16 protein-coding genes and 4 pseudogenes are annotated in these 17,327 nt (G+C 37.4%); 6 read left to right on the top strand and 14 right to left on the bottom strand.

The window, feature by feature from the left end; all coding sequences use genetic code 11:
* Positions 1-23 precede the first annotated feature (23 nt).
* Together dinB and AACL31_RS16630 are read right to left on the bottom strand one after the other, a co-directional pair.
* Positions 24-1,079, bottom strand: a complete 1,056-nt coding sequence (gene dinB / locus AACL31_RS16635) for a DNA polymerase IV (protein ID WP_310512572.1) — start codon at positions 1,077-1,079, stop codon at positions 24-26.
* A 166-nt stretch (positions 1,080-1,245) separates the two neighbouring features.
* Positions 1,246-2,319 carry a C45 family peptidase gene (locus AACL31_RS16630; RefSeq protein ID WP_339053426.1) on the bottom strand — a complete coding sequence of 358 codons (1,074 nt, stop codon included), beginning with the start codon at positions 2,317-2,319 and terminating at the stop codon, positions 1,246-1,248.
* Positions 2,320-3,055: 736 nt separating this feature from the next.
* Here AACL31_RS16630 and AACL31_RS16625 point away from each other — a divergent pair.
* On the top strand, positions 3,056-3,925 hold the full coding sequence (locus AACL31_RS16625; RefSeq protein WP_310512570.1) for a glycerophosphodiester phosphodiesterase family protein: 870 nt from the start codon (positions 3,056-3,058) through the stop codon (positions 3,923-3,925).
* A gap of 37 nt (positions 3,926-3,962) precedes the next feature.
* Here AACL31_RS16625 and nqrM read toward each other — a convergent pair whose 3' ends face one another.
* The 7 genes and pseudogenes from nqrM to AACL31_RS16590 all read right to left on the bottom strand — a co-directional run.
* The gene (gene nqrM / locus AACL31_RS16620) at positions 3,963-4,208 is read right to left on the bottom strand and encodes a (Na+)-NQR maturation NqrM (RefSeq protein ID WP_310512569.1); all 246 of its coding nucleotides are present in this window, start codon (positions 4,206-4,208) and stop codon (positions 3,963-3,965) included.
* Between the two features lie 10 nt (positions 4,209-4,218).
* Positions 4,219-5,250, bottom strand: coding sequence for an FAD:protein FMN transferase (locus AACL31_RS16615; RefSeq protein WP_310510410.1), 1,032 nt, complete (start codon positions 5,248-5,250; stop codon positions 4,219-4,221).
* A 60-nt stretch (positions 5,251-5,310) separates the two neighbouring features.
* Positions 5,311-6,537: pseudogene (gene nqrF / locus AACL31_RS16610) on the bottom strand (NADH:ubiquinone reductase (Na(+)-transporting) subunit F).
* Positions 6,538-6,552: 15 nt separating this feature from the next.
* On the bottom strand, positions 6,553-7,149 hold the full coding sequence (gene nqrE, locus AACL31_RS16605) for an NADH:ubiquinone reductase (Na(+)-transporting) subunit E (RefSeq protein WP_310512568.1): 597 nt from the start codon (positions 7,147-7,149) through the stop codon (positions 6,553-6,555).
* Between the two features lie 8 nt (positions 7,150-7,157).
* The gene (locus tag AACL31_RS16600) at positions 7,158-7,787 is read right to left on the bottom strand and encodes an NADH:ubiquinone reductase (Na(+)-transporting) subunit D (protein ID WP_032115504.1); all 630 of its coding nucleotides are present in this window, start codon (positions 7,785-7,787) and stop codon (positions 7,158-7,160) included.
* Complete coding sequence (locus AACL31_RS16595) at positions 7,780-8,598, bottom strand: Na(+)-translocating NADH-quinone reductase subunit C (RefSeq protein WP_310512577.1); 819 nt, start codon at positions 8,596-8,598, stop codon at positions 7,780-7,782. Before AACL31_RS16595 ends, AACL31_RS16600 begins: the two co-directional genes overlap by 8 nt.
* Positions 8,570-9,622, bottom strand: a pseudogene (locus tag AACL31_RS16590) (NADH:ubiquinone reductase (Na(+)-transporting) subunit B); the annotation flags it as partial. The pseudogene AACL31_RS16590 and the gene AACL31_RS16595, both read right to left, overlap by 29 nt.
* 183 nt (positions 9,623-9,805) lie before the next feature.
* Between AACL31_RS16590 and AACL31_RS16585 the strand changes: the two are divergent.
* Positions 9,806-10,105: pseudogene (locus tag AACL31_RS16585) on the top strand (IS6 family transposase); the annotation flags it as partial.
* Positions 10,106-10,386: 281 nt separating this feature from the next.
* Here the strand turns inward: AACL31_RS16585 and rplS are convergent.
* The 5 genes from rplS to ffh all read right to left on the bottom strand — a co-directional run bounded on the left by rplS (position 10,387) and on the right by ffh (position 13,902).
* A complete protein-coding gene (rplS, locus tag AACL31_RS16580) occupies positions 10,387-10,740 on the bottom strand; it encodes a 50S ribosomal protein L19 (RefSeq protein ID WP_032115480.1) in 354 nt (117 codons plus the stop codon).
* Positions 10,741-10,796: 56 nt separating this feature from the next.
* Positions 10,797-11,552, bottom strand: a complete 756-nt coding sequence (trmD, locus tag AACL31_RS16575; RefSeq protein ID WP_310512566.1) for a tRNA (guanosine(37)-N1)-methyltransferase TrmD — start codon at positions 11,550-11,552, stop codon at positions 10,797-10,799.
* Between the two features lie 34 nt (positions 11,553-11,586).
* Positions 11,587-12,135 carry a ribosome maturation factor RimM gene (gene rimM / locus AACL31_RS16570; RefSeq protein WP_310512565.1) on the bottom strand — a complete coding sequence of 183 codons (549 nt, stop codon included), beginning with the start codon at positions 12,133-12,135 and terminating at the stop codon, positions 11,587-11,589.
* Between the two features lie 18 nt (positions 12,136-12,153).
* Positions 12,154-12,402: a 30S ribosomal protein S16 gene (gene rpsP, locus AACL31_RS16565; RefSeq protein ID WP_032115483.1), complete on the bottom strand. Its 249-nt coding sequence runs from the start codon at positions 12,400-12,402 to the stop codon at positions 12,154-12,156.
* A 138-nt stretch (positions 12,403-12,540) separates the two neighbouring features.
* Positions 12,541-13,902 (bottom strand): signal recognition particle protein, encoded by a 1,362-nt coding sequence (gene ffh, locus AACL31_RS16560; RefSeq protein ID WP_310512564.1) that lies wholly within the window; start codon positions 13,900-13,902, stop codon positions 12,541-12,543.
* 178 nt (positions 13,903-14,080) lie between these two features.
* Here ffh and AACL31_RS16555 point away from each other — a divergent pair, with 178 nt between their 5' ends.
* From AACL31_RS16555 to proA, 4 genes and pseudogenes are all read left to right on the top strand, one after another.
* Positions 14,081-14,851 (top strand): inner membrane protein YpjD, encoded by a 771-nt coding sequence (locus AACL31_RS16555; RefSeq protein ID WP_310512563.1) that lies wholly within the window; start codon positions 14,081-14,083, stop codon positions 14,849-14,851.
* Between the two features lie 58 nt (positions 14,852-14,909).
* Positions 14,910-15,593, top strand: coding sequence for an IS6 family transposase (locus AACL31_RS16550; protein WP_339053425.1), 684 nt, complete (start codon positions 14,910-14,912; stop codon positions 15,591-15,593).
* A gap of 55 nt (positions 15,594-15,648) precedes the next feature.
* Positions 15,649-15,924: pseudogene (locus tag AACL31_RS16545) on the top strand (PUA domain-containing protein); the annotation flags it as partial.
* Positions 15,924-17,177 (top strand): glutamate-5-semialdehyde dehydrogenase, encoded by a 1,254-nt coding sequence (gene proA / locus AACL31_RS16540; protein ID WP_339053424.1) that lies wholly within the window; start codon positions 15,924-15,926, stop codon positions 17,175-17,177. The pseudogene AACL31_RS16545 and the gene proA, both read left to right, overlap by 1 nt.
* The last annotated feature ends 150 nt before the right edge of the window (positions 17,178-17,327 follow it).

Here is a 17,327-nt window from a genome sequence, read left to right as displayed (position 1 = left end):
AGCAGGCTAAACTAGCCTGCTTTTCACCAGTTCAGTATTAACTGCTTTTCTATCTGTGGATTTTGTAAAGTGATATGTAGACCTACTAATCTAACACCGCGATCTGCTCGCCTCTGATGCCAAATTTGCTGCGCTATTTGGATAAGATCACCTTTACTTAAAATCGGATAACTATGCTCTTGAGTCGTTAACTGAAAATCGGTAAATTTCATCTTAACGTCTTGACTTGCAATGCTAAGCTCCGGTTTAATTTTTGCTAATCGAGTCTCAAGTTCTGGATAAAGTCGTTCAATAATTTTCATACAGTCATCCCATTGATAAATATCCTTAGCAACAGTACGCTCTACCCCAACTGATTTAGGTAAACGCTTACTATTAATGCTACGTGGATCTACGCCATGACTAAGATCCCATAAAATTTGACCAAACTTACCTAATTCTTTCACTAATGTAATCAAATCAAATTGTTGAATATCGCCACAGGTCTCCAATCCCATTTTTTGCAACCGCTGTGCCGTAACCTTACCGACACCAGGAATTTTTCTTAATGGTAATGGATAAATAAAATTGGCCACTTGATCAGGCGTAATAACATATTGCCCATTAGGTTTATTCATATCGGAAGTAATTTTAGCGAGAAATTTGACCGGTGCGATACCCGCTGATGCCGTAAGCGATAATTGATTAAAAATGCGCTGTCTAATCGCATTAGCTATCAAGGTTGCGGAACCGTGATAATGGGGACTATTTGTCACATCAAGATAAGCTTCATCTAAAGAAATAGGCTCAACCAATTGCGTAAAATCGAGCAGAATTTGCCGTATCTGCCATGATATTTCTTTATATAAAGACATGCGGCCAGGGATAATTCTCAATTGTGGGCAATGTTTAAGTGCTAAAGCTGTAGACATTGCACTATGCACACCATAACGTCGAGCCATATAATTAGCTGTACAAATTACCCCACGCCGATCCGCTCTACCGCCAATCGCTAGCGGAATATTGCGCAAAGAAGGATTGTCACGCATTTCTATAGCTGCATAAAAGCAATCCATATCAATATGGATAATTTTGCACACAACCTTCTCCCAATAACACTGTTTAAATAAACAGTATAGTGATGATTTTATTAATCGTAAATAAAAAACTTTAAAGAAAATAACAACTCAATAATAGGATTATGGCCATAAAATATTTTATTAAAATAATGTATTACTTTTTTAATATACTAAATAAATTTTGTTGCTAAAAAGAGCGGTAACCTGTTTGAGATAATTGATAAGGATTGCCTGCGGCATATTTTAATATACAATTTTTAGTATTAATACTAATTGTCAATAAAGTTTCCCAACGCTCGGTATCAGGTTGCGAACTATCAGGTAAAAAACAAATTGGTGACTGCTCACCTTCGGGACCACACATTGCCGCAGCAGACTCTATAATGTCTTTATTTTTCATATCACTAGCGACTATTTTAAGATGCTCATAACGTTTATAAGTAGTATCATCAGTAGTGCGTTCCCCCGAAACTAATTCAGATGCCAGAAAATGATTAGTATGTAGTAACCAATCATTTTGTTGCGGATAAATGATCGCTGTCCGAAATGGGCTTAACTCAATACTTACCGCTCTGCATCTTTCAGCACGATGGGAAAATATACTTAATACTAACGATGCATTCACTTGCGCAGAAAATGCTAAAGCGATAGCCTCTTCTATGGTTGTTGCTTCTTCTAATATTCGGCGAGCTACTGCATGTACAGGCACTCCACCAGAATCATTGTCGCTTATATGATGTAAGATATTAAAATGTAATCCTAATCCAGCGCTATTAACACCAATTTTACCTAACATGCCAAATTCGGTAAAAAGCTTAAATCGCATTCCTTTTTTATTCTGCAATTCAGTCATTAATCCGCAAGGTGCTAAAACGTCATGCCAATCCCAAGTTTGTATAGTTTGTGGCATATTAATATCAGGAGCTGCATAAATTGCGGTAGAGCATTCACCTAAATATGATGTTGCTTTGGTTGATAAAATTTCAGTTCGTGCATTGAGACTTGCCAAATACCAAACGGGAGGATCTGCGCCAAGAGCCGTTGCTTCAATTTCACTTGCCAAATCCGGACACCAATACTCCAAGGCAGATAAGCTATTCTCGCCAATTTTTCTCACCTGATCGCCAGTTATGCCAATACGAGAAAAAAAATCTAAATATAGCATTACAATCTGTTTTATTTGTGTTGCCCAACATTCCCCAATCTGTTTCCCACGACAAAAAGGATCCTTTTCTGCATTATTAAAGGTATAAATTTTCATAATTAACAGCCTTATTTAATTAATAATACAAAATAAATAATAATATTTACTATTATTTATTTAATTTAACTAATTCAACAATACTATTTTACTATAATATGCAACCCAATAAGTCCATCTAAAACACTATAATTTTAATATCCTATTTTATATTAAGCTATAGACATTATCATTATTAATAAAATTAAAGCATTTTAAATTAAAAATAACAGATGATAAAATATATTTATTTTAATTATTTCCTCTATTATATTAAGGAATAATTTATCATGATAAACTTTAATAAGTTCACAAATGGAAATAATAAAAACCTTTTAATACAATAATATATAAAAATTATATTAAAAGTTAAGATATATTAATATAATCTAATTGTAAAATAAAGATTGGACAGTCTATCTTTACTATTTTTTAAATAATATATAGTATTTAAATTTCATCTGATGGAATAAAAAATTTATTCTAGAAATTTATTATTAGAAGCATAAAAATACTTTTAAACAATATGTTATTTTCATTTAAGAATATAAAAATTATCTGACAAGCAAATATTATTTAAGCTTTAATTATAATTAAGAAATAAATAGTTTTATAACTAATATAACGTAAAGTTATATCATTAAATTTACGATAAAAAATAATAAAAATCTGCTATATTAATTAATATTTAATCTTCTACTTTAATAATAAAATTAATTTATAATATTTTTCATACACACAACTTATGGAGAAAATAATGCATAAAAGTATGACAGCTGTACTGCTTTTGCTCTGTTCAGTTACAGCCTTAGCAAATTCACCGAAAATCGTTGCACATCGTGGAGGAACTGCCGATGCGCCAGAAAATACCATTTATGCCATTGATCAGGCATTAAAAAACGGCGCCGATAAAATATGGATCACCTTACAACTTTCCAGTGATAAAGTCCCCGTATTATATCGTCCATCTGATTTAAATACATTAACCAATAGAAGTGGCCCGGTTTCCTCTTACTCTGCGCAGCAGCTTATAAAGGCTGATGCCGGCTACCGTTTCGGTTCCCGTCATAACCATCTTTATTGTAATAAAGGAATAGTCATTCCGACCTTGAAGCAAGTATTGCAACAGTTTCCAGCGACCGATTTCTATATCGATCTAAAATCTCCCGATGCCGATCCTTACGAACAAGCAAAAGCAATTGAAAAAGTGTTAAAAGAAGAAAAAGCGTTTCGACGTACTCGCTTTTATTCCACCAACCAAGCTTTCTTGAATGCTTTATCTGATCATGTACAACGTTTTGAAAGTCGTGATGAAACGCGTGATATTCTGGCAAATATTACCATGAATCATCATTGTTTGATTGATAAAAAAGTTAATACTCAGCGCTGGTATGGACTGGAACTGCGACGTAAAGTAGAAGTTGTGGAAAAATATACTCTTGGTGAAGCTCGCTCATCCTCAGATTTAGTTTGGGATCATGAAGCAATGAAATGTTTCCGCGCCAGCGGCGGTGCACATATCGTTTTATTTGGCATAAAAGATGAAGCTGATTATAAACTGGCTAAAGAGCTAGGTGCAGATGAAGTTATGGTCGATTCACCTAAATATTTTAAAGATATAAGATAATAAAAAAATCAAAATATTAATAATCTCGTTATTACTATTAATAACGAGATTTTTTATTAAATAATACGGTTGTAATCTGCTGATGCTTTTGACGCTTTTCCATTGCTATACGTTTCTTGCGAAGCTCACATGGCTGCGGGCAATCACAAACTTTTTCAATGCCTATATTACTTAATCCACCACAACTTCCTTGAAGTTGCTTGCGTTTAATAATATAGCCAAGTGACATAGCAATAAAAGCAAGCAGGAAAAAAACCAAAGTAGCGATAAATATTTTTAACATAATGACTCCGCTACATTTTTTTTACTAAATAAGGTTTGAATGCTGAACTATAACGTTCTTCGAAACCTTTATTAGTCGTAACGACCATGAAAACCGGTAAATTTAAACGTTCAGCTAACTCCATTCCTTTTTCAGCCCCCAACACATTTAGGCCAGTAGATAAACCATCTGCCATCATGCAAGTCGGGGCGATAACAGTAATAGAAATCAAATTATGAATAATCGGTCTACCGGTCTTCGGATCAATAGTATGTGAATAATAAACTCCATCTTGTTCAAAATAATTACGATAGTCACCAGAGGTAGCAACTGACATATTTCCAGGCTCAATAATTTCTTGTACCGACTGTTCTAGCCCTTTATCCGAAGGTTTTTCAATCGCAATACGCCACGCTACACCTTTACCGTTATGGCCTTTGGTGCGGACTTCACCACCAATGTCGACCATATAATTATCAATATTTTGTGACTCTAAATATTCTGCTATAACATCAACGCCGTAACCCTTAGCGATAGCTGACAGATCTATATAGAGCTGAGGTATTTTTTTTATCAGGCTATTACCTCTAATCGCAAGTTTATCAATACCAATCCATTGCCGGCGCAACTGCAGCGTCTCTTCCGGTGGTGCTTTGGTTATCCTTCCTTCCGGGCCAAACCCCCATAAATTAACTAATGGTCCGATAGTAATATCGAGCGCACCATTGGTTAATTTATTAATATGAATCGCTTCTTTAATCACTGTCATCATGGCTAACGAAACAGGAAATGGCGTATTTACATGTTGAAATTGATTAAATTGGCTTAATTCAGATTTAGGGCGGTAAGTTGACATTTGATTGTTAACTTCTTCTAAACGGCTATCAATATCGTCACGCAATGTTTCCCAAAAAGGATGAGATGATTCACTAACATACTTAACAACATAGTAAGTTCCCATCGTTTGCCCTTGAATACTCTTTTGCTCTGTCTCAAAACAACCACAAAGCATGAAAATAGTAGATAAGGTAATAATCCAATTGAATAATTTATTTTTTAGCATAAAATTTTTTTAAGCATATTAACTCAATGATGACACAAAAAGTTAAAATACCGGAAACAATCAACCACCAAAATCATCTAATAAAATATTTTCATCTTCAACACCTAAATCTTTAAGTATCTTAATAACTGCGGCGTTCATCACAGGAGGACCACACATATAAAACTCACAATCCTCTGGCGCTGGGTGATCTTTCAAATAATTTTCATATAAAACGTTATGAATAAAACCAGTATACCCTTACCAGTTATCTTCAGGTATTGCATCTGATAGCGCAACATGCCAGGTAAAATTTTCATTATCAGCAGCTAATTGATCAAAATCTTCAACATAAAATAATTCACGTTTTGAACGAGCCCCATACCAAAAACTGATTTTTCGTTTAGATTTTAAACGCTTTAATTGATCAAAAATATGTGACCGCATTGGTGCCATACCCGCACCACCACCAATAAAAATCATTTCCGCATTGGTTTCTTTAGCAAAAAATTCACCAAATGGCCCAGAAATAGTGACTTTGTTGCCTGGTTTTAATGACCAAATGTATGAAAACATAATACCCGGAGGTAAATCGGCAGCTTTCGGCGGAGATGTTGCTATCCTGACATTTAACATGATTATCCCATGCTCTTCTGGATAATTTGCCATCGAATAAGCTCTTACTGTCTGCTGTTTTACTTCAGAGAAATAGCGAAATAAATTGAATTTATCCCAATCTTCACGATACTCATCAGGTACATCAAAATCAGCATAAGAAACTTTATGTGGAGGACATTCGATCTGAATAAAGCCACCTGCCCGAAATGGGACAACTTCTCCTGCTGGAATTTTCAATTTTAATTCTTTAATGAAAGTCGCTTTATTTTCATTCGAAATAACTTCACATTCCCATTTTTTTACACCAAAAATTTCCTCAGGTAATTCGATTTCCAGATCCTGTTTTACATTAACCTGGCAAGCCAAACGACATCCAGCTCTAGCTTCACGCTTATTAATATGGGCAAGTTCAGTCGGCAGGATATCACCGCCACCATGCTTGATTGTCACCCGACATTGGCCACAAGAACCGCCACCACCACAGGCAGATGAAACAAAAATTCCCTGATTGGACAACATATTTAATAGCTTGTCACCTGCTGGCTCAGCAAAACTCTTTTCAGGGTCACCATTAACTTCAATTTTTACATCCCCTTTGTTTACTAACTTAGATTTGGCAAATAAAATCATTGCCGTTAGAATTAACACAATTAGGGTAAACATTACTACACCAAGAATAATAATATCCATGAATTATTTTCACCCTTATAACTGTACACCGGAAAAAGACATAAAACCCAATGACATCAAACCAGTAGTGACAAAGGTGATCCCTAAACCTTTTAAACCCGATGGGATATCTGCATATTTCATTTTCTCACGAATAGATGCCAATAAAACAATGGCCAGCATCCATCCCAATCCTGAACCAAATCCATAAACAATAGATTCACTAAAATTATATTCGCTCTGGGCCATAAACGAGACACCACCAAAAATCGCACAATTAACGGTTATTAGTGGTAGAAAAATACCTAATGCGTTATAAAGGGCGGGAAAATAACGATCCAAAATCATTTCTAGAATTTGTACTAATGCGGCAATTACACCGATAAAAGTAATGAAGTTTAAAAAACTTAAATCAACGCCTTCTATCAGGGCACCATCACGTAGAATGAAATTATAAACTAAATTATTCGCAGGTACTGAAATACCCAGAACAACAGTAACTGCAATTCCTAATCCAAAGGCTGTTTTGACATTTTTAGAAACCGCCAAAAATGTACACATCCCCAGAAAAAAGGCAAGAGCCATGTTTTCAATAAACACAGCTCGAACAAACAAGCTGATATAATGTTCCATTGCGTCAGTTACTCCTTTTCAACCTGTGAAGGTTTCAATGTGCGCAGTCCCCAAATCAACATACCTATGATGAAAAACGCGCTTGGTGCAAGCAGGAACAAGCCATTTGGCTGATACCAACCACCATTCTGAACCGATTGCAGAATAGTAATACCGAATAGTTTACCTGAACCAAATAGTTCTCTTAGAAAACCAACTAAAATTAAAATAGCACCATATCCCAAACCATTACCAATACCATCCATAAAACTTTCAATTGGTGGTGATTTCATTGCATAAGCTTCAGCACGTCCCATGACGATACAATTAGTAATAATTAAACCGACAAATACTGAAAGTTGCTTAGAAACTTCATAAGCGTAAGCGCGCAGGATTTGATCTACAACGATAACTAAAGAAGCTATGATTGTCATTTGAGCAATAATTCGCACACTATTAGGAATATAATGACGGATCAATGAGATAAAAAAACTAGAAAAACCAGTGACTAAAGTCACAGCAATGGCCATCACAAGGGCGGTTTCTAATTTAGTCGTTACCGCCAAAGCCGAACAAACACCTAGAACTTGCAATGCAATAGGATTGTTATCCAATAAAGGTCCAATTAGCACGCGTTTAATCTCTTTACTATCAGCCATGATTTAACTCTCCTTTGCGTACTTTATTCAGGAATGGGCCAAAACCATTATTACCCAACCAGAAATCAAACATATTCTGGATACCGTTTGATGTCAGTGTTGCCCCTGATAGGCCATCGATACTAGAGGGACCATCTAATGCTCCACCACGCACAATTTTTATCGCCGGTTTCCCTTGTTGATTATAAAGTTTTTTACCAATCCATTGGGCGCGCCATTGTAAATTATCTACCTCTCCACCTAGACCTGGCGTTTCACCATGAGAATAATAAGTTATACCTCGTGATGTCGTTCCATCTATATCAACAGCGATAAAAGCATACATTACCGACCATAAACCAGAACCATAAACCGGTAATACCAGTGCGATGGTTTTTCCATTATCATCGTTGACTAAATAAATTTCTGCCGAGTTGGCTCTATAACGGATCTTAGCAACATCCTGTTCAGGAGATAATGCAATTCGGGTTTCATCATTACGTAGCTGACTATTAAGATCGAAGTTGCCATTACTATTTGATATTTCAGTTGTGTTGAAATCCAAAATCTTAGCGCTAATACGAGTATTATAAAAAGATTGTATCTCTTCAGCTGACATTTTTGGTTTGAGTAAACCAGCAACATCAAGAATATTACGTTGCTTATCTAATAATATTTGCGCTTGCTGTTTAGATTTCAAACCTACCGCTGCACCAGATACAACTACTGAACACACTAAACACAGAATAAATACCACAAGAAATGTTCTGCCGATGCTATCTTTTGGATTTTTTATTTTATTGTTAGCTACGGGCTTTTCTCCGTTTAATATTTGCCTGAACTACCAGATAATCAAACAGAGGCGCAAATAAGTTAGCAAACAAAATTGCCAACATCATCCCTTCCGGATAAGCAGGATTAATGACTCTGATGAGAACACACATTACACCGATCAATATTCCGTATGCCCATTTACCTTTGTTAGTAAAAGAAGCCGAAACAGGATCAGTCGCCATAAACATCATGCCAAAAGCAAAACCGCCTAGTACCAAATGCCAGTACCAAGGCATCGCAAATAAAGGATTAGTCGTTGATCCAATAACATTAAATAGATAAGACATTACCATCATGCCTATCATTACACCGACAACGATACGCCATGAAGCTATTCGGCAAAAAATAATCAACGCTCCACCGATTAAGATCATTAATGTTGAAACTTCACCAATTGAGCCTGGAATATTGCCCAAAAAAGCATCCATCCAGGTAACAGGCTGATGTGTCAAATTATTTATTAGTGCATGATCTCCGCCCCTAGCCCATTGTGATAATGGCGTAGCGCCAGAATAACCATCTGTCGCAGTCCAAACTAAATTACCTGAAATTTGCGCAGGATAAGCAAAAAATAGAAATGCACGCCCAGCTAATGCTGGATTTAAAAAATTACGCCCAGTACCACCAAAAATTTCTTTCGCCACAACAATACCAAACGTAATACCTAATGCCGCCTGCCAAAGCGGTATAGTAGGCGGCACAATAAGGGCAAACAGAATAGAAGAGACAAAAAAGCCTTCGTTGATTTCATGACCACGGAGCAGCGAAAATAATACTTCCCAAAAACCACCAACCAAAAAAACAACCATATAGATAGGTAAAAAATATACCGACCCAAGCAATATTTTACTTACCCAGCCTGCCTCTGGTGTTAATGAAGCGCCCAAAAATTGAGCGACTCTATAGTGCCAATCAGAAACAAGGATCTTTTGCAACTCAGCTTCACTATGTAATTGATAAAGAGCTGGGATCGCTTGTGCACCGACATTATACATGCCCCAAAACATGGCTGGAAAAACGGCACTGTTGCAAAGATCGTGATGCGGCAGCTTTAATTTGTTGGTGAAGGTCTTACATTTCAAAGACTCGACTCACCAGACACATTTCGCCCAGTGGATGGCCAAAGTAAAAGGTTCTGTCGCATTAAAAATGTCAGCCTGATAAAATGAATATTTGAATATTGTTTTCAGATATGAGTAGCTTCCATGTGTATTGTTAAACAAAGCTTTAAACGTCTCCATTATCCCGTCGATGTCATTTTAGTGTGTCTACGTTGGTATCTGGCGTATTCCTTAATCTTGCGCAACCTTGAGGAGATGATGCAGGAAAGAGGTATTTTTGTTGATCACTCCACCATTCATCGCTGGGTTTTACGACTAACGCCAAAACTCGCCAGGGTTGCCAGAAAGAAACGAAAAATCTATGGCGGCACCTGGTATCTGGATGAAACCTATATCAGGATAAAAGGGAAATGGCATTATCTTTATCGTGCCGTTGAGGCTAGCCCATAACACGAACTGTAAATAATAAAATCCAATGGCGACGACACATAGTAACATTTACTTTACTAATAAAATAAAAGCAGAACAAAAAACACATAATCTAATGAAAATAACCAAAAAAATTTACGCATCAAATAAAGAAAAATATTTTCCCGCTTATAAAAAATTACACAAAAGATTTAATAAAAATAACAACGAATAATGCAATAAGCTGAAAATAGCTAATAAAAAAGCTCGCAAAAATCGCGAGCCTTTAAGATTTTTAGGATGAAGCGAAAAGCGAATTATTTAGTGTTCAAGCGCTCTTTAATACGAGCTGCTTTACCAGAACGCTCTCGCAGGTAGTACAATTTAGCTCTGCGAACAGCACCACAACGTTTAACTGTGATACTGTCGATAACTGGTGAATGTGTCTGGAATACACGCTCAACACCCTCACCATTAGAAATTTTACGAACAGTAAATGCTGAATGCAAACCGCGGTTACGAATAGCGATAACCACGCCCTCGAATGCCTGCAAACGTCTTTTTGAACCTTCAACCACCCATACCTTAACTTCTACGGTATCTCCTGGACGGAATGAAGGGATATTTTGCTTCATTTGCTCTTCTTCAAGCTGTTTAATAATGTTGCTCATAATTACTCTCTTACCCTAGGTAAACTGATATATACAAGACAGTGTGATACAATGTCTCAATTAATACGTTGCTGTTCTTCATATTCCTGTTGGAATTCTGCCAACAACATTCTCTGCTCGTCAGTCAGAGCTAGGCTTGTTAGAAGTTCAGGTCTTCTAAGCCAAGTTCGGCCTAGTGACTGTTTTGTTCTCCAACGCTCTATTTCAGCATGGTTGCCCGACAATAAGATACTCGGAACTTCCATACCTTCTAACACCTCAGGACGGGTATAGTGAGGACAATCAAGTAACCCAGTTATGAAAGAATCTTCTTCCGCTGATGCATGATGCCCTAATACACCAGGAATAAACCGGGAAATTGAATCGATCATTACCATTGCTGGTAATTCTCCTCCGCTAAGAACATAATCACCAATTGACCATTCTTCATCAATTTCAGTTTCAATGATCCGTTCATCAATACCTTCATATCGACCACAAACCAAAATAAGCTTTTTATTTGCCGTCAATTGGCAAACACCTTGCTGATTAAGTTTGCGTCCCTGTGGTGAAAGATAAATTACTTTAGCATCTTCACCGATCTCAGATTTTGCTGCATGAATGGCATCTCTAAGAGGTTGTACCATCACCAGCATACCTGGACCACCGCCATAAGGGCGATCATCTACAGTACGGTGCCTGTCGTGAGTATAATCTCGCGGATCCCAACACTGTATATTCAATAGGCCATTTTTTACTGCACGACCTATCACTCCATACTCGGTTATTGCGCGAAACATTTCTGGAAACAGGCTAATAATCCCAATCCACATCTTGGGTTCCACTCATAAAACCTTCAATCGGCGTTTAAAATCCAGGATCCCAATCTACTTCAATTGTCTTAGTAGTAAGATCAACGTTTTTGATCACCTGTTCATCAAGAAACGGTATTAGCCGTTCTTTAATACCGAATGCATCTTTCAGATTTGCCTTGATTACCAGTACATCATTTGAGCCTGTTTCCATTAAATCCTGAACATAGCCCAAACTATAACCTTTAGTAGTTATGACCTGGCAACCAATTAGATCCTTCCAATAATACTCATTACCTTCAAGTATAGGTAGTTGTGCTGAATCGACGATAATTTCGCAATTAGCCATTGAATTAGCAGCACTTCTATCATCAATATGCTTTATTTTGATGATAATATCTTGGTTATGATGTTTCCAACCTTCTAATTCCAGTTGTTGCCACTGACCTGAACGTTGAATAAACCAAGGCTGATACTCAAAAATATCTTCGGTATATTCGGTGGATGAAAAAACTCTGAGCCAACCACGAATGCCATGCGCAGAGCCTAATTTTCCTAACACAATAGGATTAACAGGGATCTTAAGGCAAACCTCTTTGCTCACCACCACCACCGTAGTAAATTAAGCTGCTTTTTTTGCTTGTTTGATCAGTGTCGAAACACGATCAGAAACTGATGCACCCAAACCAACCCAATGTTCAACACGATCTAAATCTAGACGCAACTCTTCTGCATTACCTGATGCGATAGGGTTAAAAAAGCCTATACGCTCAATAAAGCGACCATCACGTGCATTACGGCTATCTGTGACAACGATTTGATAAAACGGACGCTTCTTTGCGCCACCACGAGCTAAACGAATTGTTACCATAACATCCTCATTAGTTAACAAAACAACCAGACCCTATCGAGGAATAGAGTCTGGTTGTATATAAAAAGCCCCAAGATTCTACTCTTTTTAAGATAAAAAGCAATCAAAAGTACGAATTGTTTATTTAATGCCTGGTTGTTAACCGCCAGGGAAACCCGGTGGCATCATACCTTTCATCCCACGCATCATCTTAGCTAACCCGCCTTTTTTCATTTTCTTCATCATGCGCTGCATATCATCAAACTGTTTAAGTAATCGGTTAACATCCTGTACCTGTGTGCCAGAACCAGCTGCAATACGCCGCTTGCGTGATCCCTTAATAATCTCTGGTTTTTGTCGTTCTTTAGTGGTCATCGAGCTAATAATCGCTTCCATTCTAACCAACACTTTATCATCCATTTGTGACTTAACCGCATCAGGAACTTGGGATATGCCTGGCATTTTACTTAACATACTCGCCATACCACCCATATTTCGCATCTGTTTAAGCTGCTCAAGAAAATCATTTAAATCAAAACTATTCCCTTTTTTAAGTTTATGAGCAAGCTTCTCCGCCTTTTCACGGTCAACTTTGCTTTCTATCTCTTCAATCAGTGATAAGACATCTCCCATACCAAGGATACGAGAGGCAATCCTGTCAGGATAAAAAGGCTCTAAGCCATCAATTTTCTCGCCTATACCCAAAAATTTAATCGGTTTACCTGTAATATGGCGGATTGATAATGCGGCACCACCACGAGCATCACCATCAATTTTCGTTAATATAATACCGGTTAATGGCAACGTTTCATTAAAAGACTTAGCAGTGTTAGCGGCATCTTGCCCGGTCATCGCATCAACGATAAATAGGGTTTCAATTGGATTAATAGTGCGATGGATTGCCTGAATTTCTTCCATCATGGCTTCATCAACATGCAGACGACCAGCAGTATCGATGATTAGCACATCATAAAATTTTAATTTTGCATGTTGTAGCGCATTAGTCGCAATCTCAACGGGTTTTTCGCTGGCAGTTGATGGAAAAAAATCAATCCCGACTGTTTGAGTGAGTGTTTCTAATTGCTTAATAGCCGCAGGACGATAAATATCAGCAGAAACCACTAAAACTTTTTTCTTCTGTTTTTCTTTTAATAATTTGCCTAATTTAGCCACAGTGGTGGTTTTACCCGCACCTTGCAAGCCGGCCATAAGAATAACAGCGGGAGGTTGTACGGCTAAATTTAAAGCACTGTTCTCCTCGCCCATCGCTTTAATGAGCTCATTTTGCACAATTTTAACGAATTCTTGGCCCGGTGTTAGGCTTTTATTGACATCTTGACCTACTGCACTGTCTTTTACCGATTGAATAAATTCGCGTACGACTGGCAAAGCAACATCAGCTTCTAATAACGCCATGCGAATTTCACGTAATGTTTCTTTAATATTGTCATCAGTCAATCTTCCACGGCCACTAATATTGCGCAATGTACGCGAAAGTCTGTCAGTTAAATTATCAAACATGTGCTTAACTCAATTCTGTTAAAGGGATCTGCTGTCAGTTAATTTTTATTATAACACGATGATAATTCAATCTCTGCATCGAGTTTCATAAGAATAGTGAACAACTGTTGGAGGCAATGCTGGCAAACGCTATACTAACTAACTCACATTTAATAAATTAGCTAACAAATAAAATATTATGCCAGTATTCGCTATTATCGCCATTAGTACCTATTTTTTGAGCGTGATACTCATCATGCCAGCTTTAGCTGGTAAACAAAAACTTTATGCCAGGCTGACACTCATATTAGCGGTTATTGCTCTGGTGAGTCATGGTATCGCATTAAAAACATTGATCTTTGTTAGCGGAGGTCAGAATTTAACTTTATTAAACTTAGGCTCTATCGTCAGTTTGTTAATCAGTATCATTATGACCATTGTTGCCTTTAACGGCCGCGCCTGGTTCCTGCTACCAATCGTTTATAGTTTGTCTATTATCAACTTACTATTAGCAACCATTATGCCCGGTGAGTTTATTACCCACTTAGAAGCAAGTGTGGCGACTTTTATTCATATCGGGCTAGCATTATTGGGCTATGCAACCCTGATAATTGCCGCTTTATATGCCCTACAGTTAGCTTTATTAGACTATCAATTAAAAAATAAAAAATTAATATTTACACCTGATATGCCACCATTAATGGTTATTGAACGTAAAATGTTCCACATTATACAAGTTGGGGTCATTTTACTGACACTCACCATCGGGACAGGAATGATGTTTATGGATAATGTTTTTAATAAAGAAAACATCCATAAAGCTATTTTATCTATTTGTGCTTGGGTTATTTACATTATTTTGTTATGGGGTCACTTTCATCACGGATGGCGCGGTAGAAGGGTGATTGTTTTTAATCTGATTGGCGCATTTATTTTAACATTGGCTTTTTTTGGGGTTCTGTCGCATTAAAAATGTCAGCCTGATAAAATGAATATTTGAATATTGTTTTCAGATATGAGTAGCTTCCATGTGTATTGTTAAACAAAGCTTTAAACGTCTCCATTATCCCGTCGATGTCATTTTAGTGTGTCTACGTTGGTATCTGGCGTATTCCTTAAGCTTGCGCAACCTTGAGGAGATGATGCAGGAAAGAGGTATTTTTGTTGATCACTCCACCATTCATCGCTGGGTTTTACGACTAACGCCAAAACTCGCCAGGGTTGCCAGAAAGAAACGAAAAATCTATGGCGGCACCTGGTATCTGGATGAAACCTATATCAGGATAAAAGGGAAATGGCATTATCTTTATCGTGCCGTTGAGGCTAGCGGTGAAACGATAGATTTTGTTCTCAGTCAAAAGCGAAATAAAAAATCTGCATTACGCTTTTTGAGGAAAGCTATCCATCAAAATACCTACCCTATGGGGATGAATATTGATAAAAGTGGTGCTAATCTGGCGGCATTGATGTCACTTAATCAGTGTGAACTGGGGATGAAAATAAGACAGTGCCGTTATAAAAATAACATGGTAGAGCAAGATCACCGTTTCATTAAAAAACGCTATCGAGCTATGCTTGGTTTTAAGACGTACCGAACGGCAAAAGTTTTACTGGAAGGAATAGAAATATTGCATATGCGCCATAAACAACAAATCCCGATCAATGGCCTAATTCTCTGTCCAGTCGATGCTTTTTACACCTTAGTCGCCTAACAATTCTTCTAACTACCACAAATTAAACTTTCAACATTAATGCGACAGAACCGAAATTGTTGTCGATGAGGGTGCTGCTCTGGCTATCCAGCAAAAAGGCAGCTCATTATTACCAAAAGGGATAAAGAAAATTAGTGGTAATTTTTCGCGCGGCGACGTTGTGCGTATTCTTAATTTATTAGGTAAAGATTTAGCGCATGGGGTGACTCATTATAATAGCGATGCTTTACGCCTAATCGCAGGATATCATTCGCAAGAAATTAATCGAATTTTGGGTTATGAGTATGGTGCTGGTGCTGTTCACCGTGACGATATGATAGTGAGTAAATGATGTTGGAAAAAATAGGCAAAGCGGCTAAACAAGCTTCATGGTACCTGGCAGGGTTAAATACAAAACAGAAAAATAATGTCTTAATGGATATAGCTGATTGCCTGCAACAACAGAGTGATGCAATTTTAGCTGCTAATGCTAAGGATATGGAAGCCGCAAAAGCTGGCCATATGAATGCAGCTATGCAAGACAGACTATTGCTAACTGTTGAGCGATTAGATGCTATTGCGAATGATGTAAGAAAGGTATCTCAATTAGTTGATCCGGTTGGACGTATACTCGATGGCGGCTTATTAGATAATGGCTTAAATATACAACGTCGATGTGTTCCACTGGGCGTGATTGGTGTTATTTATGAAGCGTGTCCGAATGTAACGATCGATGTTGCCTCGTTATGTTTGAAAACCGGTAATGCGGTAATTTTACGTGGTGGTAAAGAGACCTCACAGACTAATCAAGCAATCGTTAAAGTTATTCAGCAAGCGTTGCAACAAAATGATATTCCACAGGCAGCGGTTCAATCTATTGATGATCCAGACAGAAAATTAGTAACCCAATTGCTGAAAATGGATCGCTATGTAGATATGTTGATCCCGCGTGGTGGTGCAGGTTTACATAAGCTATGCCGTGAACAATCAACCATCCCAGTGATCACTGGTGGTATTGGTGTCTGTCATATTTATGTCGATCAGCATATTGATTTTAACAAAGCACTACCACTGATCGTGAATGCTAAAGTGCAGCGTCCAAGTGCATGTAATTCATTGGAAACGTTATTAGTTCATAAAAGTATTGCAGCTACATTTCTACCGTTTTTGGCTGAGAAAATGGCTGAGCAAAATGTGACGCTACATGCCAGTCGGCATGCAATGTCCTATTTAAAGTCAAGCCCGGCAAGCGTTGTTGAAGTGTTGGAGCAGAATTACCGTGATGAATGGTTGTCGCTTGATGTTAACGTTACAGTCGTCAACGATATCGATGCTGCGATTAATCACATTCGGGATTATGGAACGGCCCATTCTGATGCTATTTTGACCCAATCAATTCAACAAGCTGATTATTTTGTTCAGCGCGTTGATTCTGCGGCGGTTTATGTTAATGCCAGTACGCGATTTACAGATGGCGGACAATTTGGTTTAGGTGCAGAGGTTGCGGTAAGCACACAAAAACTGCATGCAAGAGGTCCGATGGGATTAGATGCATTAACAACCTATAAATGGATTGGTTATGGAGATAATTTAACACGTTCTTGAGTCATTACTTCACGATTTTTTGAGCCACACTGTTGTTGTGTGGCTTTATTTTAATCGTGGAAATTTAGAATTTTTACTTTTGTAAATTTTAAATCTCGCTTGTAAGCTGACATATATATTCTAACTAATTAAATAAATTATCGATTAGGA

It is taken from the genome of Arsenophonus endosymbiont of Crataerina pallida, from assembly GCF_964020125.1.
GTDB classification, from domain to species: domain Bacteria; phylum Pseudomonadota; class Gammaproteobacteria; order Enterobacterales; family Enterobacteriaceae; genus Arsenophonus; species Arsenophonus nilaparvatae.
The sequence above is the reverse complement of the archived record's forward strand: the minus strand, read 5'-3'. Positions and strand labels throughout refer to the sequence as shown.